Source organism: Brevibacterium sp. NPDC056726 (genome assembly GCF_042790515.1).
GTDB lineage: Bacteria > Actinomycetota > Actinomycetes > Actinomycetales > Brevibacteriaceae > Brevibacterium > Brevibacterium sanguinis.
Genome location: NZ_JBHTYZ010000002.1, coordinates 503532 through 523556, shown reverse-complemented (window position 1 = coordinate 523556; position 20025 = coordinate 503532). Strand labels below are relative to the sequence as shown.

The 20025-nt window shown below is 68.1% G+C and carries 16 protein-coding genes and 2 tRNA genes; 7 read left to right on the top strand and 11 right to left on the bottom strand.

Going from position 1 to position 20025, the window contains the following annotated elements; genetic code table 11:
• Positions 1-124 precede the first annotated feature (124 nt).
• Together ACFQ91_RS05875 and ACFQ91_RS05870 are read right to left on the bottom strand one after the other, a co-directional pair.
• Positions 125-880: an SDR family oxidoreductase gene (locus ACFQ91_RS05875; protein WP_198498627.1), complete on the bottom strand. Its 756-nt coding sequence runs from the start codon at positions 878-880 to the stop codon at positions 125-127.
• A 56-nt stretch (positions 881-936) separates the two neighbouring features.
• On the bottom strand, positions 937-2022 hold the full coding sequence (locus ACFQ91_RS05870; protein ID WP_232623574.1) for an acyltransferase: 1086 nt from the start codon (positions 2020-2022) through the stop codon (positions 937-939).
• Between the two features lie 277 nt (positions 2023-2299).
• On the opposite strand from ACFQ91_RS05870, the gene valS reads away from it, so the two are divergent.
• The 4 genes from valS to ACFQ91_RS05850 all read left to right on the top strand — a co-directional run bounded on the left by valS (position 2300) and on the right by ACFQ91_RS05850 (position 7296).
• Positions 2300-4942 (top strand): valine--tRNA ligase, encoded by a 2643-nt coding sequence (gene valS / locus ACFQ91_RS05865; protein WP_198498625.1) that lies wholly within the window; start codon positions 2300-2302, stop codon positions 4940-4942.
• 241 nt (positions 4943-5183) lie between these two features.
• Positions 5184-5873: an AIM24 family protein gene (locus ACFQ91_RS05860; protein WP_198498624.1), complete on the top strand. Its 690-nt coding sequence runs from the start codon at positions 5184-5186 to the stop codon at positions 5871-5873.
• Between the two features lie 638 nt (positions 5874-6511).
• Positions 6512-6892, top strand: a complete 381-nt coding sequence (locus ACFQ91_RS05855) for a helix-turn-helix transcriptional regulator (protein ID WP_198498623.1) — start codon at positions 6512-6514, stop codon at positions 6890-6892.
• Complete coding sequence (locus ACFQ91_RS05850) at positions 6889-7296, top strand: SRPBCC domain-containing protein (RefSeq protein ID WP_198498622.1); 408 nt, start codon at positions 6889-6891, stop codon at positions 7294-7296. Before ACFQ91_RS05855 ends, ACFQ91_RS05850 begins: the two co-directional genes overlap by 4 nt.
• A 142-nt stretch (positions 7297-7438) precedes the next feature.
• Here ACFQ91_RS05850 and ACFQ91_RS05845 read toward each other — a convergent pair whose 3' ends face one another.
• From ACFQ91_RS05845 to ACFQ91_RS05820, 6 genes are all read right to left on the bottom strand, one after another.
• Positions 7439-8725 carry an MFS transporter gene (locus ACFQ91_RS05845; RefSeq protein WP_198498621.1) on the bottom strand — a complete coding sequence of 429 codons (1287 nt, stop codon included), beginning with the start codon at positions 8723-8725 and terminating at the stop codon, positions 7439-7441.
• A gap of 16 nt (positions 8726-8741) precedes the next feature.
• Entirely contained in the window at positions 8742-10028 is a 1287-nt protein-coding gene (gene clpX, locus ACFQ91_RS05840) for an ATP-dependent Clp protease ATP-binding subunit ClpX (protein ID WP_198498620.1), read from the bottom strand.
• A gap of 210 nt (positions 10029-10238) precedes the next feature.
• Positions 10239-10880: an ATP-dependent Clp protease proteolytic subunit gene (locus tag ACFQ91_RS05835; RefSeq protein ID WP_137826318.1), complete on the bottom strand. Its 642-nt coding sequence runs from the start codon at positions 10878-10880 to the stop codon at positions 10239-10241.
• Positions 10881-10906: 26 nt separating this feature from the next.
• A complete protein-coding gene (locus ACFQ91_RS05830) occupies positions 10907-11467 on the bottom strand; it encodes an ATP-dependent Clp protease proteolytic subunit (RefSeq protein ID WP_137826332.1) in 561 nt (186 codons plus the stop codon).
• A 272-nt stretch (positions 11468-11739) separates the two neighbouring features.
• Positions 11740-13122, bottom strand: coding sequence for a trigger factor (gene tig / locus ACFQ91_RS05825; RefSeq protein WP_198498619.1), 1383 nt, complete (start codon positions 13120-13122; stop codon positions 11740-11742).
• A 206-nt stretch (positions 13123-13328) separates the two neighbouring features.
• Positions 13329-13402 (bottom strand) — tRNA-Gly (locus ACFQ91_RS05820).
• A gap of 123 nt (positions 13403-13525) precedes the next feature.
• Here ACFQ91_RS05820 and ACFQ91_RS05815 point away from each other — a divergent pair.
• Both ACFQ91_RS05815 and ACFQ91_RS05810 read left to right on the top strand, forming a co-directional pair.
• A tRNA-Pro gene (locus ACFQ91_RS05815) sits at positions 13526-13599 on the top strand.
• 140 nt (positions 13600-13739) lie between these two features.
• Positions 13740-14915 (top strand): sorbosone dehydrogenase family protein, encoded by a 1176-nt coding sequence (locus ACFQ91_RS05810; protein ID WP_198498618.1) that lies wholly within the window; start codon positions 13740-13742, stop codon positions 14913-14915.
• Positions 14916-14943: 28 nt separating this feature from the next.
• On the opposite strand, the gene ACFQ91_RS05805 is transcribed toward ACFQ91_RS05810, so the two are convergent.
• Genes ACFQ91_RS05805 through ACFQ91_RS05795 form a run of 3 tightly spaced genes read right to left on the bottom strand, consistent with a single transcriptional unit; the run spans position 14944 to position 17181 of the window.
• Positions 14944-16056, bottom strand: a complete 1113-nt coding sequence (locus tag ACFQ91_RS05805; protein WP_198498617.1) for an alcohol dehydrogenase catalytic domain-containing protein — start codon at positions 16054-16056, stop codon at positions 14944-14946.
• Positions 16053-16526, bottom strand: coding sequence for a ribose-5-phosphate isomerase (locus ACFQ91_RS05800; RefSeq protein ID WP_198500951.1), 474 nt, complete (start codon positions 16524-16526; stop codon positions 16053-16055). The genes ACFQ91_RS05805 and ACFQ91_RS05800 overlap by 4 nt, the downstream gene beginning before the upstream one ends.
• A 49-nt stretch (positions 16527-16575) precedes the next feature.
• On the bottom strand, positions 16576-17181 hold the full coding sequence (locus ACFQ91_RS05795; protein WP_198498616.1) for a disulfide bond formation protein DsbA: 606 nt from the start codon (positions 17179-17181) through the stop codon (positions 16576-16578).
• A gap of 164 nt (positions 17182-17345) precedes the next feature.
• Between ACFQ91_RS05795 and pepN the strand changes: the two genes are divergently transcribed.
• On the top strand, positions 17346-20018 hold the full coding sequence (gene pepN / locus ACFQ91_RS05790) for an aminopeptidase N (protein WP_198498615.1): 2673 nt from the start codon (positions 17346-17348) through the stop codon (positions 20016-20018).
• The last annotated feature ends 7 nt before the right edge of the window (positions 20019-20025 follow it).

Below are 20025 nucleotides of genomic sequence, written 5' to 3'. Positions count from 1 at the left end.
CCAGTCACCCGGGGCGCTGACGGGCGGTCGCTCCGGCAGGGGTGTCGCAGGTGCGTGCCCGGTGCCCGCGAGCGGCTCAGAGGCCGTGGTGGCGGGCGGTTCAGCGCCCCTGGTGGAGAGTCGCTCAGAGCCCCTGGTGGCGGGCGACCTTGTGCTGGGCGGCCTGGGCGATCGGGCGGATGACCATGAGGTCGACGTTGAAGTGGTGCGGGCGCGTGAGCGTCCAGGTCACGGCGTCGGCGACGTCGTCTGCGGTGAGCGGGTTCTCCACGCCCTCGTAGACCTTGTCGGCCCGTGCGGTGTCCCCGCCGACGCGTTTGAGGGTGAACTCGTCGGTGGCGACCATGCCCGGGGCGATCTCGATGACGCGGACGGGCGAACCTGCGAGTTCGAGGCGCAGGGTCGCAGCGATCGAATGCGTGCCGTGCTTCGTCGCGACGTAACCGCCGCCTCCCTCGTAGGCCTGGTGACCGGCGGTCGAGGACATGACGACGATGTCGCCGCGGCCGGAGTCGATGAGAGCGGGCAGGAACGCCTGGACGACGCGGAGGACTCCGAGGACGTTGATGTCGAACATGTCGCGCCATCCCTCGACCGACGCCTCGGCGACGGTGTCCGTGCCGAACGCGGCACCGGCGTTGGCGACGAGGGCGTGGACGGGACCGCCGGCGAGCACCTCGGCGGCCATCGCGGCCACGGCGGCGTCATCGGTGAGGTCGGCGGTGATCGCGGTGGCACCGGTCTCCTCGGCCAGGGCGGTGAGCTTGTCCCCGCGTCGGGCCACGGCGACGACGTCCCAGCCCTGGTCCCGCAGCCGGCGCACGGTGGCGGCGCCGATGCCCGAGCTCGCTCCGGTGACGACTGCTCGCAATGCCTGCATATGCCTCAACTCCCTCTCGACTGACAACGGGTCGCTCTCAGTCTACGGTCGGGGCCCTAGCGGGTGCCGTCGGGCGCCTGGTCCCCGTCCGGTGGGGCGTCTTTCGGTGGCGCCGCCGGCTTCGACGGGGTGTACGGATTGCGGGGTCCGCCCTCGCCGAACACGGCGCGCAGACCGGGGATCTTCACCGCCACCCACGTCACGGCGACGCAGATCGCGGTGTAGACGAGGACCATGACGACGCCGTGGAAGAGCACTCCGGGCACGGTCGTCGGCAGGCCGATGAGGTTACGCAGCGGGTAGAGGACGAGCGGGTGGAGGAGGAAGACGCCGAACGAGTACGGGTAGAACCAGTGGAGGACCCTGAACCCGGTGCGCATGTAGTGGTGGAGCAGGAGGTAGGCCGCGAGCGAGGCGACGACGACGCCCGGGGACAGGTACTCGTAGGGATAGAGCCACGGCTTCTCCCCCGGCCCGAAGCCCGCCCACAGCGCGGTCACCGCGGTCGCGGCGACGAACGCGACCCAGGCCCACACGACACCGCGGGTCGAGAGGACGACGTCGCGCAGCACCCAGCCGAGGATGTAGAACCCGGCCATCGGCAGGAACCTGGTGGCGATGTTCGCCTCCCCGACGGAGAAGATCATCGACACGAACTGGTCGAGCATGCCGATGCCGAGGAAGATCAGCCCCGTCCCCCACTGCAGACGCCGGGAGCCGTGGACGCTGAGCAGGCGGAAGAACGGCGTGAGCAGGGTGAGGCCGGCGAGGACGTAGAGGAAGTAGAGCTGGACGAAGGGCGAGCCGGAGAGGATCGCGAGCAGCGCATTCCAGTCGGAGTCCGGGGACAGGAGGTAGTAGCGGCGGAAGGCGACGTAGACGATCGTCCAGAAGACGAGCGGGATGCCGATGCGCCACACGCGCTTGGAGAGGAACTTCCGCGGCTTGCTGCCCCGCAGCGGGTCGAGCGCGAGGGCACCGGAGATCATGATGAACACGGGCACCGACCAGCGGCTCGCCGAGTCGATGACGTTGGCGACCCACCAGTCGGGCCCCATCGAGGCGAAGTTGACCTCGACGACGGTGCCGAGGGAGTGGATGGCGACGACGGCGAGGATCGCGAAGGCTCTCGCGGGGTTCATCCACCCCGTCGAGGTGGGAGGCGGATTCTCTGTCCCGATTCTGTCCAAGGTCGCCATGCGTCCATCGTCTCATCCGACCAGGTGGTCGCGTTCGAACCTCCCGTTCAGGCAATTCTGCGGCGGTTGTCGACACAGCTTCCCGGCGGTTGTCGACACAGCGTGGGCACCGGGTCCGATTCATGGCCGGGAACGGTGCTGCGACCGGTCGGGCTCACCGCCGGAGACGGCGGGACGACCGGTTTGGCGACTGGGTCCGCGAGTGGGAAAATCGACAACTATGAACTCTGCCTATTCCGACTCGACGCACGAGTCTGTGAACCTGCCGGACAAGCCGGCTCTCGAAGGTCTGCGCGACAAGTGGGACGCCGCCTGGAGCGAGTCCGACGTCTACGCCTTCGACGCCGACACGGACCGGGAGCAGGTCTACTCGATCGACACTCCCCCGCCGACGGCCTCCGGGTCGCTCCATGTCGGTCACGTCTTCTCGTACACGCAGACGGACGTCATCGCCCGCTTCCAGCGCATGCGGGGCAAGAACGTCTTCTACCCGCTCGGCTGGGACGACAACGGCCTGCCGACCGAGCGTCGGGTGCAGAACTACTACGGCGTGACGTGCGACCCGTCGCAGCCTTACGACGCCGACTTCACTCCCCCGGCCAAGCCCGCGAAGAACTCGCGGGACTTCGAGCGGGTCTCGCGCCGGAACTTCATCGAACTCTGCGAACGCCTCTCGGCCGAGGACGAACAGGTCTTCGAGGACCTGTTCCGCTCGACCGGTCTGTCCGTGGACTGGAAGTACACGTACCGGACGATCGACGACACCTCACGGGCCGTGAGCCAGCGGGCGTTCCTCACCGACCTCGCCGGCGGACACGCGTACTCCCAGGATGCCCCGACGATGTGGGACGTGTCCTTCGGCACCGCCGTCGCCCAGGCCGAACTCGAGGACCGGGAGAAGGAGGGCGCCTATCACAAGGTGAAGTTCTTCCCGCGCGGAGCCGACGGACTGGCCGACACCTCGGCGGATCCGATCATCATCCTCACCTCACGGCCCGAGCTCATTCCCGCCGTCGTCGCCCTCGTCGCCCACCCTGATGACGAGCGCTACCAGCCGCACTTCGGCACGACCTTCGTCTCCCCGCTCTTCGGCGTCGAGGTCGAGGTCCGGGCCCACGAGCTCGCGAAGTCCGACAAGGGCACGGGCATCGCCATGGTCTGCACGTTCGGCGACCTCACCGACGTCACGTGGTGGCGCGAACTCGACCTGCCCACGCGGGCGGTCGTCAACCGCGCCGGGCGCCTCGGCCTCGAGGTGCCCGAGTGGATCGCCGCCTCGCCGAAGCCCGATGCCGTGGGCAACTACGAGCAGCTGGCGGGCAAGACGACGTTCACCGCCCGCAAGGACATCGCGGAGATGCTCCGGGACTCCGGTGACCTCGTCGGCGAGATCGAGGCGATCACCCATCCCGTGCCGTTCTACGAGAAGGGCGACAAGCCGCTCGAGGTCGTCACCTCCCGTCAGTGGTACATCCGCAACGGCGGTCGCTCGGCGCAGCTGCGCGACGAACTCATCGCCCGCGGGCGTGAGATCGAATGGCATCCGGCGTTCATGCGCTCCCGCTACGAGAACTGGGTGGAGAACCTCAACGGCGACTGGCTCGTCTCCCGCCAGCGCTACTTCGGGGTGCCGATCCCGCTGTGGTACCGCCTCGATGCCGACGGCACCCCGGACTACGAGAACCCGATCGTGCCCGAGAACCTGCCGGTCGACCCGATCGCCGAGGTGCCGGCGGGCTTCTCGGAGGACCAGCGTGACCAGCCGGGCGGCTTCACCGCCGACCCCGATGTCCTCGACACGTGGGCGACGTCGTCGCTGACCCCGCAGCTGCTGGGCAAGTGGAGCCGGGACGAGAAGTTCTTCGAAACCGTCTTCCCGTTCGATCTGCGGCCGCAGGGCCACGACATCATCCGCACGTGGCTCTTCTCCACGGTCGTGCGGGCGAACTCGCTCAACGACGCCGCCCCGTGGAAGCGTGCGGGACTGTCCGGGTGGATCCTCGACCCCGACCGGAAGAAGATGTCGAAGTCGAAGGGCAACGTCGTCGTGCCCTCGGACATCCTCGCCGAGGCGAAGCCCGGGTTCGGTCCCGACGCCGTGCGCTACTGGGCGGCAAGTGCGAAGCTCGGCGCCGACACCGCCTACGACGTCTCGCAGATGCAGATCGGCCGCCGCCTGGCGATGAAGCTGCTCAACGCCTCGAAGTTCGCGCTCGCGCAGGGCGTGCACGCCGGACTCGTCGGACAGGTCGACGCGGTCAGCCATGACCTCGATTGGGCCCTGCTCGCCCGCCTCGGCGAGGTCGCCGCGAGCGCCACCACCCACATGGAGGCCTATGACTACGCGCACGCGCTGCGCGAGGTCGAGAGCTTCTTCTGGGAGTTCACCGACGACTACGTCGAACTCGTCAAGGACCGCTCGTACGGTGCCGCCGGAGAGGCCGATCAGCTGTCGGCCCATGTCACCCTGGCCACCGCCCTCGATGTGCTGCTGCGCCTGTTCGCCCCGTTCATGCCGTTCGTCACCGAGGAGGTCTGGTCGTGGTGGCGCACCGGGTCGGTCCACCGCGCACCGTGGCCCACCGATGAGGCGACGTTCGCCGAGGCCGGCGCCGCCGACCCCGAGCTGCTGCGCTCCGTGGCTGCCGTGCTCTCAGAGATCCGCCGTGCGAAGACCGAGGCGAAGGTCTCGCAGAAGACCTCGGTGCTCAGCCTGACGATCGAGGCTCCGGCCGCGATCACCGGCGCCGTCGCCTCGGCGGAGGGCGATCTCAAGGCCGCCGGGCGCGTGCAGAGCCTGACGACCGACGTCGGCGGAGACGAGATCACCGTCGCCGCGATCGAGTTCGAACCGCAGGCCTGAGGTTCTCTGCCGCGAGGCGGGGCCGGGACATGCTCCCGGTCCCGCCTCTCTGCGTTCGCGGAATCGCGCTGGCCCGCCTCTCTGTGTTCGCAGGTCGCCACCCAGCGGTCGCCTCGGTGCGGGACCTGTTCCCAAATGAGCACACGAATCGTCCCGGAATCCCTGTGTGACCCACATATCATGGAGTCGTCGCAGACGCCGGGGCACTCGGTCCCGACCTGACTGAAAGGCATGACAGACCATGAGAAGTGAGCTCTTTGCGCAGCGCAACGCCGAGGTCCAGAACCGGGATCGGTGGACGCTGCAGTCGAGTAAGATGCTGCGCACCGTGATCACGCCGGACGCTCCGATGATCGCCACGAAGGGCGCCATGGTCGCCTACCAGGGCGATATCCACTTCTCCCACCAGGGGTCGAAGTCGGTCGGCCAGTTCATGAAGAAGGCGGCCACCGGCGAGGGCGGCAACGTCATGCGCGTCGAAGGCAACGGTGAGGTGTTCTTCGCCCGCGAAGCCTCGAACATCTTCATGATGTCCCTCGAAGGCCAGCAGGACGCGCTCACCGTCAACACGTCGAACCTCCTCGCCTTCGACGACGCCCTCAACTGGGAGATCAAGCGCATCAAGGGCGGCATCGGCGCGCTCGCGAGCGGTTCGGGTCTCTTCAACCTCGAGCTCTCCGGCACCGGCACCGCGGCGATCTGCTGCAAGGGCGACCCGATGGTTCTCGACGCCTCACAGCAGCCCACCTTCGTCGATCCGCAGTCCGCGGTCTGCTGGTCGTCGTCGCTGGCCCCGCAGATCAAGACCGACGTCAGCCTCGGCTCGTTCTTCGGCCGCGGCTCCGGCGAATCGATCCAGCTCGCCTTCCACGGTCCCGGTTTCGTCGTGGTCCAGCCCGCCGAGAACGCCGTCTACTCGGCCCAGGCCTGAGCACACTCCCCACCCGCTCCACGCATCCCCGCTCCACATCCCCAGCGGCCGTCGGTCCCCACCGGCGGCCGCGCCGCGTCACGCTCCGTTTCCCACACGCACTGCCCGGCACTGGCCCACTCGCGCTGCTCACCGGTGTGCCGACAGATCTCCGCCCGCACCGACTACCCGCCGGTCCCCTGACAACCCTCCGCCCCACGCACAACCCTTGAGCTCGCGCACAACCCTGGAACTCTCGCACTACCCGCAGCTCGCCACTCACACCGCGCAGTCGCAGATCCACCCCGTGCACGCGTAGTTCGTCAAGCTCCGCATCCGGGTCGGCACGCGACGCGCCTCGACGCACCGGCAAACACCACCCACAGCCGCACACACAACCCGTCGGTCTGCTCGCAACCCTCCGCCGCACGGACAACCCTTGAGCTCTCGCACAACCCGCAGCTCGCCACACACAACGCGCAGTCGCAGTTCCACCCCGTGCACACGTAGTTCTTCGAGCTCCGCATCCGGGTCGCCGCGAGACGCTCCTCGAGCACCGGCGAACACCACCCGCAGCCGCACACACAACCCGCCGCTCACCGCACAGATATGTCGGAGATTCTTGACATGTCGGATATTCCCGACATAACCTCGAGGGCGTGAACACCGATGTCTTCGCTGCCGTCGCGAACCCCACACGCCGTGAGATCCTCGAGGCGGTGCGCGACGAACCGCGCTCCGTCACCGAACTGACAGCGCTCTTCGACCTCAGCCGCCCCGCGGTCTCCGAACACCTGCGAATCCTCCGTCTCGCCGGCCTCGTCCGCGAGGAGCCGCAGGGTCAGCGGCGGATCTATCATCTCGAACCGGCGCCCCTGGCCGAGCTCGGCGAATGGCTCCACCCCTTCGAACGGTATTGGCGCGACCGCCTCGGCGATCTGGCGCGCACCCTCGACGACATCACCGAACCCGACACTGAAGCCCAGCCCGATACCGCCACGGAACACGAAACCCGACCCCGAAACGGAGACCAACGATGACTGACGAACGGACCATCGAAGTCGACCAGTTCCTCACCCACTCACCGCACACCGTCTGGCGGGCACTCACCGAACCCGAGCTGCTCGCGCGATGGTGGGCGCCCGGCGACATCGCCCCGGTCGTCGGCCACGCCTTCACCCTCGACATGGGCGGCTTCGGTGAGCAGCCGTGCACGGTGACCCGCGTCGAACCCGAACGCCTCATCGCCTTCACCTTCGCCGAGGGCAGCCTCGACTCGACCCTGACCTGGACCATCGAACCCGAGGGCACGGGCACACGCCTGTTCCTCGCCCATTCCGGTCTCGACGTCGACTCCCCGCTCGGTCAGCAGGCGTACAAGGGCATGGGATCGGGATGGCCGGGCATCCTCGCGAACATGGAGTCGGCGCTCACCGGGGTGTGATCGCCGAGGTGTGATCGCCGGGGTGTCATCGCGGAGGTGTGATCGCCGAGGCGGTCCCCCGTCGGCCCTCACCAGCACTGACCACGGCTGGCCCTCGCCGAGGCGGTCCCCGCCTTCTGCCACATGGCCTCGAGCCGGCGGCTCAGGCCACCGAGCGCGTCTCGTCCGCCCCGCCCCTCTCGACACGGTAGCGTCGGAACGCCGGGAAGACTGCGGCGCAGATGAGGACGAGCACGATGACGGCGATGCCGCCGCCGGCCGAAGCGATCGTCGTCGTGGTCGCCTCAGCGGCATAGCCGTGGACGATGTCGGCGATGCGCGGTCCACCGGCGACGACGACGATGAACACGCCCTGCACGCGCCCGCGCATGTCATCGCTGGCGGCCTCCTGGAGCATCGTCGACCGGAAGGCCGCGGAGATGATGTCCGCTCCCCCGCCGAGTGCGAGCCCGAAGAGCGCGACGATGAGCGCGGCCATCCAGAAGCCGCTCGCGAACGGCAGCGCGAACCCGAAGATCGTCATCGCCGCACCCCAGACGATGATCGCGACGATGACGGCGAGCCCCTGACGTTCGACCTTCGAGACCCACCCGGAGAAGATCCCGGCCAGGGCACTGCCCGCAGCCAGCGCTGCGAAGAGAAGCGAGAAGACGATGCCGCCCTCGGGCGGACCGCCGAAGGTCTCGGTCGCGATCTGCGGGAACAGCGCACGGGGCATGCCGAAGACCATGGCGATGACGTCGACGAGGAGGGAGACCATGACGACGGTGTTCGTCCCGAGGTACCGGAACCCGTCGACGACGCCCTTGAACCCCGACCGCGTGTCCGGCTGCTTCCCCGGCACGAGCGGGGGAAGCCTGACCACGGCATAGAGAGTGGTCGCGAGGAAGAGAGCGTCGAGGATGTAGAGCATCTGGTAGCCGAAGACCGGAATGAGCGCCCCGCCGATGACGGGACCCGCGACCGCTCCGAGTGTCGCGACCGTCATGTTGAGCGAGTTCGCCGCCGGCAGCAGTGCGAGCGGCACGATCGTCGGCAGCAGCGCCCCGCGGGCGGGCTGGTTGAGTCCGAAGAAGGCCTGCTGCATCGCGAACACGCTGAGCAGCACCCACACGTTGTCGATCTGGATGACGGCGAGGAACGCCAGCAGCGCACTCGTGACGATGAGGCCGACGGTCGAGATGATGAGAAGCTTGCGCCGGTCGACGACATCGGCGAGCGACCCTCCCCAGAGCCCGAAGACGATGAGCGGGACGAGCCCGAAGACACCGCTGAGCCCGACGTACCCGGAGGACCCGGTGATGTGGAAGATCTGCGCCGGGATGGCGACGACCGTCATCTGCGCACCGAGTACGGTGACGATGTTGGCCAGCCACAGCCGGCGGTAGTTGTCGTATCTGAGCGGTCTCGTGTCCGCGAACAGCCTCATGCTGCGCGCGAAGCGCTCACGCGGACTTCTTCGTCGTCCGCGTCTGCTCGTGCGGGATGAGGGTCGGGGCGACGTTGCTCTCGACGACGTCCTTGGTCACGACCACCTCGGCGACGTCCTCGCGGGAGGGCACATCGAACATGATCGGCTGGAGGACTTCCTCCATGATCGACCGCAGACCGCGGGCTCCGGTGCCTCGCAGGAGCGCGAGATCGGCGATCGCCTCGAGGGCTTCGGTCTCGAAACGGAGCTCGACGTTGTCGAACTCGAACATCCGCTGATACTGCTTGACCAGGGCGTTCTTCGGTTCGGTGAGGATCGACATGAGCGCCGGCCGGTCGAGGTTGGACACGGTCGCGAGCACCGGCAGACGGCCGATGAACTCGGGGATGAGCCCGAACTTGAGCAGATCCTCGGGCAGGATGTCCGCGTAGAGGTCCTCGTCGTCGTTCTTCGACTGGAGCAGGGCGCCGAAGCCGATGCCGTGCTTGCCCTTGCGGCCGGCGACGATCTCCTCCATACCGGCGAAGGCGCCGGCGACGATGAAGAGGACGTTCGTCGTGTCGATCTGGAGGAAGTCCTGATGCGGGTGCTTGCGGCCGCCCTGCGGGGGCACCGAGGCCTGCGTGCCCTCGAGGATCTTCAGCAGCGCCTGTTGCACGCCCTCACCGGAGACGTCGCGGGTGATCGACGGATTCTCCGACTTGCGGGCGATCTTGTCGATCTCGTCGATGTAGATGATGCCGTGCTCGGCGCGCGGGATGTCGAAGTCCGCGGCCTGGATGAGCTTGAGGAGGATGTTCTCGACGTCCTCGCCGACGTAGCCGGCTTCGGTCAGCGCGGTGGCATCGGCGACAGCGAAGGGCACATTGAGGCGCTTCGCGAGCGTCTGGGCGAGGTAGGTCTTGCCGGAGCCGGTGGGGCCGACGAGGAGGATGTTCGACTTCGAGATCTCGACCTCGGAATCGGCGCTGCCGAGCGTCTTCGCGTCGTCCCCGCCCTGGAGGGCGCGGATGCGCTTGTAGTGGTTGTAGACGGCGACGGAGAGGGCCTTCTTCGCGGGATCCTGGCCGACGACGTACTCGTGGAGGAAGTCGAAGATCTCCCGCGGCTTGGGCAGTTCGAGTTCGGCGTGCTCCGTCGTCGACTCGCTGAGCTCCTCTTCGATGATCTCGTTGCACAGTCCGATGCATTCATCGCAGATGTACACCCCAGGTCCGGCGATGAGTTTCCGCACCTGCTTCTGTGACTTGCCACAGAAGTTACATTTGAGCAGATCTGCTCCGTCCGCACTGCGAGCCACTGTCACAACCTTTCGCCAGGGCGCCTCGCCCCAACTCTACCGCTCGTGTTTCCTGTACCTCAATAGCTTCCCATATGACACTGACGCAGCGCCTGCGCGGGGTCATACGGTGTGTCGGAACCGCCTCGGCGGATCACCCACCCGACCGGCGGCGGAGACGACAGCGGGCCCGGACGACCGCCGCCGTCCGGGCCCGCTGACTGCCGGGGCTCAGGCTCCCTTGCGGGAGGTGAGCACCTGGTCGACGAGACCGTAGTCCTTCGCCTGCTCGGCGGTGAGGAAGAGGTCGCGTTCGATGTCGTTCGACACCTGCTCCTCGGTCTTGTTCGAGTGCTTCGACAGCGTCGCCTCGAGCCACTGGCGCATGCGCAGCACCTCGGCGGCCTGGATCTCGATGTCCGAGGCCTGGCCCTGTCCCTGGCCCTGCATCGAGGGCTGGTGGATGAGGACGCGGGCGTTGGGCAGCGCGAGTCGCTTGCCGGGGGTGCCGGCGGCGAGCAGCACGGCCGCGGCGGAGGCCGCCTGGCCCAGGCACACCGTCTGGATCTCCGGCTTGATGTACTGCATCGTGTCGTAGATCGCGGTCAGCGCGGTGAACGAGCCGCCGGGCGAGTTGATGTAGAGGGTGATGTCGCGGTCGGGGTCCTGCGATTCGAGGACGAGCAGCTGCGCCATGATGTCGTCGGCGCTCGTGTCATCGACCTGCACGCCGAGGAAGATCACACGATCCTCGAACAGCTTCGTGTACGGGTCCTGACGCTTGAAGCCGTACGGCGTGCGCTCTTCGAACTGCGGCATGACGTAGCGCGACACCGGCATCTGGCCGGCGGTCGACCCTGGCATGAGATTCATTGAGTTCATTCTTCCCTGTCTCCCCGTCACTTGTCGTTGACTTCGGACGCCTGGGTCACGACGTCGTCGATGAAGCCGTATTCGAGGGCTTCCTCGGCGGTGAACCAGTGGTCGCGGTCGTTGTCCTTGAGGATCTGCTCGAGCGACTTGCCGGTCTGCTCGGCGGTCAGCTCGGCCATCTGCTTCTTCATGTGGAGGATGAGCTCGGCCTGGATCTTGATGTCCGTGGCCGTGCCGCCGATGCCGCCGAGCGGCTGGTGCATGAGGATGCGCGCGTGCGGAGTCGCGTAGCGCTTGCCCTTGGCGCCGGAGGACAGCAGGAACTGCCCCATCGAGGCGGCCATGCCCATCGCGACGGTCGCGACGTCCGGCTTGATGTACTGCATGGTGTCGTAGATCGCCATGCCCGCGGTGACCGAGCCGCCGGGCGAGTTGATGTAGAGCCAGATGTCGGAATCGGGGTCCTCGGCCGCCAGCAGCATCATCTGCGCGCAGATCGCGTTGGCGTTGTCGTCGCGGACCTCCGAGCCGAGCCAGATGATCCGCTCCTTGAGCAGACGGTTGAAGATGTGGTCGTCGAGGCCCATGCCCCCACCGGCGTCGAGGCCGACGGGCGCTGTCGTGTCGTGTGCGCTCACGTTTCTCTCCTGTTGGTCTAGATTGGCTTGCTATGGACTCTAACTGGTGCGCCGCAGGTTTTAGTCCCCCCGATCAGCCGTGTTCGCCCTCAGCGTGAAAGGCTGCGATCCGCGGCTGAATGCGCGAAACGGCGGGCACGGTCATCCCGTGCCCGCCGTTGTCAGCGGTGCTCAGTCAGCAGACCCTCGCCGAGGCGGCCGTCGGCCTGCGTGACGGACGCTCACTTCTCGTCGGCGTCGGCCTTCGCATCCTCGGCGGCGGTCTCGTCGGCCTCGGCGTCGTCGGCCTCGGAGTCGTCAGCGGAGACGGTCTCGGCGGAGTCGTCGGCGGGCGAGGTGAACTCCTCCATGTCGACGACGTTGCCGTCGGTGTCCTTGACGACGGCGCCGGCCAGCGCCGCGGCGAGGGCCTTGCGCCGCGAGACCTCACCGACGAGGGCGTTGACCTGGCCGGAGTTGTCGAGCATCTGCGCGAACTCGTTCGGGTTCATGCCGTACTGCTGCGAGGCGGAGATGAGGTACTCGATGAGCTCGGGCTGGGTGACCTCGACCTCTTCGGCCTCGGCGATGGCATCGAGGACGAACTGCGTGCGCAGGTTGCGCTCGGTCTCCTCGGTGACCTCCTTGCGGTGCTCATCGTCGTCGACGCGGTTTTCGGACTCGAGGTGGCGCTCGACCTCGTCGGTGACGATCTTCGCGGGCACCGGCACGTCGACGGCCTCGATGATCGCTTCGAGGACCTTGTCGCGCGCCTCGGCGCCCTGCGCGAACTCCTTCTGCTTGCCGGCCTGGACCTTGAGGTCCTCGCGGAGCTCGTCGATGGTGTCGAACTCGCTGGCCAGCTGCGCGAAGTCGTCGTCGGCCTCGGGCAGTTCGCGTTCCTTGACGGCCTTGAGGGTGACGGTCACGGTGCCCTCCTCGCCCTCGTGCTCGCCGCCGGCGAACGTCGTCGAGAAGGTCGTCGACTCGTCGGCCGAGAGGCCTTCGAGGGCTTCGTCCATGCCCTCGAGCATGGTCCCGGCGCCCACCTGGTAGGAGATGTCGGAGGCCGAGTCGATCTCCTCGTCGTCGATCTTCGCGACGAGGTCGAGGGTGACGAAGTCGTCCTTGGCCGCCGGGCGGTCGACGGAGGTCAGAGTGCCGAAGCGCGAGCGCAGCTGCTCGAGCTCGTTCTCGACGTCGGCGTCGGTGACCTCGATGGGGTCGACCTCGACGGTGATCGAGTCGTAGGCGGGCAGCGTGATCTCGGGGCGCACGTCGACGTCGACGGTGAAGACGAGGTCGCCGTCCTCGGTGCCGTCGAGGCCGGGAACCTCGGAGATCTCGACCTCGGGCTGGCCGAGCGGCTTGAGATCGTTGGCTTCCACGGCGTCACGGTAGAACGCGTCGAGTCCGTTGTTGATCGCTTCCTGGATCACGGTGGGGCGGCCGACGCGCTGGTCGATGATGCGCGTGGGGACCTTGCCCTGACGGAACCCGGGGACGTTGACCTGGGAACCGATGGTCTTGTAGGCCTCGTCGACGCTCGGCTTGAGTTCGGCGTATGGGACTTCCACGCTGATCTTGACCCGGGTCGGGTCGAGTTGCTCGACGGAGCTCTTCACAGTGGGACCTTTCAGAATCGACAATCATGCTCGCAGTCGACACGACGGTTCGTCAGTCGTGGGACCGCTGAGGGATCGGACATGGACCATGTCCTTTGGAGATGCAGTCACCCATCCTACGCGAAACGGGAGCCAAAACACGAAAAGCGCCGAGGTGGTCGCGCAGACGAGAAAACCGGCCGAACCACAAGGGTCCGACCGGCCGGTGGAGGGGATGACGGGAATCGAACCCGCACCATCAGTTTGGAAGACTGAGGCTCTACCATTGAGCTACATCCCCGTGTTGCGAATATGACTATATCCGAGGTCGTCGGCACGGGCCAAATCGGGCTTTCATGACGTGTGTCACAGGCCGCGGACGCCGTTGGGACGCCGCCTGCGGATGTGGTTAGATTGAGTGTCGCGGGATGTGGCGCAGCTTGGTAGCGCATCTGTTTTGGGAACAGAGGGTCGCAGGTTCAAATCCTGTCATCCCGACGATCGAGAGCCGCCCTGACCTGCAGGTCAGGGCGGCTCTCCTGCATTCACCGCCGTTCCCATTGGACGGCATGAGGCTCGACCCGCGGCAGGGAAGTTCGCGACAATGGTGTCCCGACCGGATCCAGGAAGGACCCGCCATGGCGCCGCTGCCCCCGTCCTCGCACCCGAGCCCGCTCTCACGCCTGCGCACCCGGACGCGGACCGTGCGCCTGACCGCGCTCGGGGCCGCCGTCGGCCTCGCCCTCAGCGCCTGCACCGCAGGGGACGACCCGAGCTCGGCGCCGGGCAGCTCGGCGTTCTCCCCGTCGCAGGCACCGAGTACTGAGACGGGGTCTCCCCCGCCGCTCACCGCCCCCGAGGTCGTCGCCGAGAACCTCGACGCACCGTGGTCGATCGCCTTCGCCGGCAGCTCCCCGCTCGTGTCCGAACGCGATACGGGGCGGATCCTCGAACTCTCCGGCGACCGTCCCGCGCAGGTCCGGGAGGTCGGCACCGTGCCCGACGTCGCCGCCGCCGGCGAGGGCGGCCTGCTCGGCCTCGCCGTCGCCGACGACGTCCTCTACTCCTACTTCACGGCCGCCGACGGCAACCGCATCGTCCGCTTCCCGCTCACCGGCGACCCCGGGGGCCTCGGCCTCGGGGAGCCCGAGGTGCTCCTCGACGGCATCCCGGCAGGGACCACCCACAACGGCGGCCGACTCGCCTTCGGACCCGACGGCATGCTCTACGCCACGGCCGGCGATGCCGGCAACAGCGCCTCGGCGCAGGACCGGGACGCCCTGTCGGGCAAGATCCTGCGGCTGACCCCTGACGGCGCGGTGCCCGAGGACAACCCGTTCGACGGGTCGTACGTCTACTCCTACGGTCACCGCAATCCGCAGGGTCTGAGCTGGGACGAGGACGGGACGATGTACGCCAGCGAATTCGGGCAGAACGCGTGGGACGAGCTCAACGTCATCGAACCCGGGGCGAACTACGGCTGGCCCGAGGTCGAGGGCATGTCCGATCCCGGGGAGGGCGGGGACTTCGTCGATCCGGTCCAGCAGTGGGCTCCGGCGGAGGCGAGTCCGAGCGGGATGACGATCACCGGCGACTCGATCCTCATCGCCAATCTCCGCGGTGCGACGCTGCGCGAGGTCCCGGTCACCGACCTCTCGCAGTCGCGGACGTCCTACGACGGCGAGTACGGTCGCCTCCGCGACGTCGTCACGACCCCGACCGGGGAGATCTGGATGCTGACGAACAACACCGACGGTCGCGGCGATCCGGGGCCCGGCGACGACCGGATCATCCGCATCCCGGCACCGGAGTGAGCGGCCGCCCCGCGGCACGGGGCGTGCCTCAGCGCTCGAAGTCGATGACCTGGCGGATGACGGTGCCGGCGGCCAGCGCGTCGAACGCTGCGTTGATGTCGTCCAGGGCGACGGTCTCGGAGATGAGCTCCTCGACGGGCAATCGGCCCTCGCGCCACAGCTGCGCGTAGATCGGGATGTCGCGGGCCGGCACGGCCGACCCGAGGTAGGACCCGATGACGGTGCGCGCCTCGGCGGTCAGCGTCACCGGGGTGATGCGGGCCTCGGCATCCGGGGCGGGCAGGCCGACGGTCACGGTGGTTCCGCCGACGGCGGTCGCGGTGAACGCGGTTTCGAAGGCGCGGGGATGGCCGACGCATTCGATGACGATCGGCGCCGTCCGGTCTCCGAGCTCCTCGGGGGTGTAGACCTCGACCGCCCCGAGCCTCCGCGCATGCTCGAGCTTGTCCGGGTTCGCGTCGACGCCGATGACCCCGGCGGTCTCGATCGACAGCGCCGTGATGAGCGCGGCCATCCCGACCCCGCCGAGGCCGACGATCATCACCTCGTCGTCAGGGCCCGGGGCGCCGGCGTTGAGGACCGCTCCCCCGCCGGTGAGCACCGCGCACCCGAGCACCGCGGCGATCGGGGCCGGCACATCGTGGCCGACGGGCACGACGGAGGCGCGGTTGACCACGGCGTGCGTGGCGAAGACCGACGCGCCGAGGTGGTGGAGCACCTCAGTACCGGAGACGTCGTGGAGCCGCACCCGGTGACCGTCGAAGGGCAGGGTGCCCGCGGCGTTCGTCGCGCTCCCGGGCAGACACGGCAGCTTCCCGTCGGTGAGGCAGTTGCGGCAGACCCCGCAGCGCGGCAGGAACACGGTGACGACCTGGTCGCCGATCTCGAGGTCGTCGACGCCGTCGCCGAGGGCCTCGACGATGCCCGCGCCCTCATGGCCGAGCAGCATCGGCAGCGGCCGGGGCCGGTTCCCGTCGACGACGGAGAGGTCGGAGTGGCACACTCCGGCCGCGGTCAGCCGGATGAGGATCTCCCCGGGGCCCGGCGCGTCGAGGTCGAGCTCCTCGACCGTGAGCGGGGACGACTCCGCATACGGCCGGGCATGCTCCATCTCGCGCAGCACCGCGCCCCGGATCCTCACAGTCCGGCCTGTCCCTCGGTCTCGTAGGCGGCCATGATCCCGATCCGGCGGGAATGGCGTTCATCACCGGAGAAGGGGGTGGTGAGGAACGCGTCGACGATGGCGATCGCATCGGCTTCGGAATGCTGGCGGGCGCCGACGGCGACGATCTGCGCATCGTTGTGCTCGCGGGCGAGCTGCGCGATCTCCGGGTTCCAGGCCAGAGCGGCCCTGGCGCCGGTGACGAGGTTGGCCGCCATCTGCTCCCCGTTGCCCGACCCGCCGATGACGACGCCGAGCGAGTCGAGGCCCGCGGCCCGGTCGTCGACGACGGCCTGAGCCGCGGCGATGCAGAACGCCGGATAGTCGTCGAGCGCGTCGTACTCGAGCGCGCCGTGGTCGACGACCTCGTAGCCCTCCTCGCCGAGGTGGTCCTTGAGGACCTCTTTGAACTCGTACCCGGCGTGGTCGGTGCCGAGGTGAACCTTCATCATGTGCCTTTCGTCAGGGTTGGTCAGCTCGTCGGTCTTGTAACGAGCGTCAGTCGAAGATCGGGCCCTGGTCGCGGGTGCGCTTGAGTTCGAAGAAGCCCGGCGTCGAGGCGACGGCGACGACGCCGTCGAAGAGGCGCCCGGCGTCCTCGCCCTTCGGGGCCGGGGTGACGACGGGACCGAAGAACGCGGTGCCGGCGACCCGGCAGATCGGGGTGCCGACGTCGTCGCCGACGAGGGCCATCGCCTCGTCGTGGGAGGCCTGCAGCGCCGCGTCGTAGTCGTCGCGCTCGGCGTAGTCGAGGAGTTCGGCGGGCAGGTCGAGCTCAGCGAGCGCCTCGGCGACGGCCTTGTCGAAGTCCTGCTCCCCACCGGGGTGGATGCGGGTGCCGATCGCGGTGTAGAGCGGTTCGGCGATCTCCTCGCCGTGCTCGGCGATCGCGGCGGTGACGACGCGCATCGGACCCAGGGTGCGGTCGATGAGCTCCCGGTAGTCCTCGGGCAGGTCCTTGTCGCGGTTGAGGATGTTGAGGCTCATCGGATGGAAGCGGACGTCGACGTCGCGGACTTTCGCGACCTCGAGTCCCCACCGGGACGTCATCCACGCCCACGGGCATGCCGTGTCGAACCACAGGTCAAGGGTCTCTCTGCTCATTCTCGCTCCTCATCGGCAGGGGGCGCGCAGCAGCGCCCCGGTCACTGTGCCAATCTACCAACTCCGCGCGCTCCCGGCCCACCGCGTCCTCGTCGCCTGGATCGCGCGGCGTCCATGACAGAATGACGACAGTACACATGACTTGATGCGGAGGTCGCCAGACAGTGCCCCAATACAACCTCACCCGCGACGAAGCACGTTCGCGGTCGTCTCACATTGACGTCACGAGCTACGAGCACACGCTCATCCTCACCGGTCGCGGGGACTCGTTCCGGGTGCGGTCCCGGATCCGCTTCACCGCCGATCCGGATGCGACGACCTTCATCGACGCGATCACCGCGAGCGTCGAGAGGATCGTGCTCAACGGCCTCGACCTCGAACTCGCCGAGGTCGTCGCCCCCTCCCGCATCACCCTGCCGCGACTCGCGGCGGAGAACGAGCTCGTCATCGACGCTCATTTCTCCTATATGAACACGGGTGAGGGCCTCCACCGCTTCGTCGACCCGATCGATGACGAGGTCTACCTCTACTCGCAGTTCGAGGTGCCCGACGCCCGCCGCGTCTTCCCCGTCTTCGAGCAGCCCGACCTCAAGGCCCCGTTCTCCTTCACCGTCGTCGCCCCCGAGCACTGGACCGTCGTCTCGAACTCCCCGACTCCGACCCCTGGCGATCCGGCGGAGACATTCGCCGACCTCGGCGAGGAGGCCGCCGAGGGCATGGCCGTGTGGCAGTTCGCCCCGACGACGCCGATCTCCTCCTACATCACCGCGATCATCGCCGGCCCCTACCGCAGCGTCCACTCCGAGCTCGTCTCCTCCGACGGCCAGCCGGTGCCGCTGGGCCTCTACTGCCGCGAGTCGCTCTTCGAGCACCTCGACTCCGACACCCTCTTCAGGATCACCCGCGCCGGCTTCGAGTTCTTCGAACGCGAGTTCGGGGTGCCCTACCCGTTCGAGAAGTACGATCAGCTCTTCGTCCCCGAGTTCAACGCCGGGGCGATGGAGAACGCCGGGGCCGTGACGATCCTCGAGAACTACATCTTCCGCTCCCGTCCCACCGAGGCCCTCGTCGAGCGCCGCACCGTCACCGTCCTCCACGAGCTCGCGCACATGTGGTTCGGCGATCTCGTGACGATGAAGTGGTGGAACGACCTGTGGCTCAACGAGTCCTTCGCCGAGTTCATGTCGACGCTCGCGACCGCCGAGGCGACGAAGTACACCGAGGCGTGGACGACGTTCGCGACGATCGAGAAGTCGTGGGCCTACCGGCAGGATCAGCTGCCGAGCACGCACCCGATCGTCGCCCCCATCGAGGACCTCGCCGACGTCGAGGTCAACTTCGACGGCATCACGTACGCCAAGGGCGCCTCCGTGCTCAAGCAGCTCGTCGCCTGGGTCGGCCGGGCCGAGTTCTTCGCCGGCCTCGCCCAGTACTTCGAGAAGCATGCGTGGGCGAACACGGAACTGTCCGACCTGCTGCGCGAGCTCGAGGCGACGAGCGGACGCGACCTCGCGACGTGGTCGAAGCTGTGGCTCGAGGAATCCGGCGTCAACCTCATCGAGGCGAGCGTCGAGACCGCGCCGGCCGACACCGCCCAGGAATCGGACTCCTCCCCCGCCGAGGTGGTCACGCGGCTGCGGGTGACGCAGAAGCCGTGGATCATCGAAGGGCAGCCGGTGCCGTCCCTGCGTCCCCATCGCCTGGCGATCGGGTTCTACTCCGAGAACGCGGAGGGTCGGCTCGTGCGCACACACGCCCTCCCGCTCGATCTCGACTCCGCCGAGGCGGACGTGCCCGAAGCCGTGGGACTGCCCAAGCCCGACGTCATCGTCGTCAACGACGCCGACCTCACCTATGCGAAGGTCCGCTTCGATCCCGAGAGCATGCGGGTCGCGGCGGCACGGCTGAGCGATTTCGACGATTCCCTCACCCAGCTGCTCGTGCTCAGCACCCTGTGGGACTCCGTGCGCGACGGCGAGCTGCCGGCCGGCGTCTACATCGAGACCCTGCTCGACCACCTCGGGGCGATCACCCACTCCTCCGGTCTGCTCACGCAGATGCGCCAGCTCGAGACGGCCGTCGGAGCCTACCTGCCCCCGGCCGAGCGGGCGGAGGCACACACCCGGGTCGCCGACCGCCTCGGCGAGCTCTTCGCATCGGCCCCGGCCGGATCGGATCAGGCGTTCCAGTTCCTCCGCGGAGTCATCCGGCATGCCGAATCACCGGCGCAGATCGACCAGCTGCGGCAGTGGCTCGACGCCGCCGAGGTCGGCGGCATCACGATCGACACGGACCTCAAATGGGAGCTGCTCATCGCCCTGTCGAACCACGATGCGATCGCCGAGTCCGCGATCGCGGACATGTCCGCCGAGGATCCCAGCGCCACCGGACAGCGGCAGGCCGCGACCGCACGGGCCGCCAGGGCGACCTCGGCGGCGAAGTCGCAGGCCTTCACCCGGATGATCGACGAGGTCGACCTGCCGAACTCGGAGCTCGGGGCCCTGGCCACCGGGTTCGCGATGGGACTGCAGACCGACACCGGTGAGCTCATCGCCGCCGAACCGCCCCTCCTCGACTTCGCCACCGAGTACTTCCAGCGGGTCTCGGGCTGGTGGGAGACCCGGACGCTCGAGATGGCGCAGACGATGACGCTCAAGCTCTTCCCGCCGGCCACCGCCCACACCGTGGCCCAGGCGGCGACGTGGCTGACCGATCATCCGGCGGCGCCGAAGGGACTGCTGCGGCTGATGCGGGAGAACCTCGCCGACGCGCAGCGGGCCCTGACGGCTCAGGAGACGTCCAGCATGGTTGAGGACCCGTCCAAGATCGCTCGCTAGGCTCGAG

Coding starts and splice junctions, on each gene's coding strand:
- ACFQ91_RS05830 (WP_137826332.1), bottom strand. CDS start 11,467: ATGGGCCTCGACGACCACATCTTCAACCGTCTGCTCAAGGAGCGGATC.
- ACFQ91_RS05835 (WP_137826318.1), bottom strand. CDS start 10,880: ATGAATCTCATGCCAGGGTCGACCGCCGGCCAGATGCCGGTGTCGCGC.
- ACFQ91_RS05800 (WP_198500951.1), bottom strand. CDS start 16,526: ATGAAGGTTCACCTCGGCACCGACCACGCCGGGTACGAGTTCAAAGAG.
- ACFQ91_RS05860 (WP_198498624.1), top strand. CDS start 5,184: ATGAGAAGTGAGCTCTTTGCGCAGCGCAACGCCGAGGTCCAGAACCGG.
- valS (WP_198498625.1), top strand. CDS start 2,300: ATGAACTCTGCCTATTCCGACTCGACGCACGAGTCTGTGAACCTGCCG.
- ACFQ91_RS05870 (WP_232623574.1), bottom strand. CDS start 2,022: ATGAACCCCGCGAGAGCCTTCGCGATCCTCGCCGTCGTCGCCATCCAC.
- ACFQ91_RS05850 (WP_198498622.1), top strand. CDS start 6,889: ATGACTGACGAACGGACCATCGAAGTCGACCAGTTCCTCACCCACTCA.
- ACFQ91_RS05845 (WP_198498621.1), bottom strand. CDS start 8,725: ATGAGGCTGTTCGCGGACACGAGACCGCTCAGATACGACAACTACCGC.
- ACFQ91_RS05795 (WP_198498616.1), bottom strand. CDS start 17,181: ATGAGCAGAGAGACCCTTGACCTGTGGTTCGACACGGCATGCCCGTGG.
- ACFQ91_RS05875 (WP_198498627.1), bottom strand. CDS start 880: ATGCAGGCATTGCGAGCAGTCGTCACCGGAGCGAGCTCGGGCATCGGC.
- ACFQ91_RS05810 (WP_198498618.1), top strand. CDS start 13,740: ATGGCGCCGCTGCCCCCGTCCTCGCACCCGAGCCCGCTCTCACGCCTG.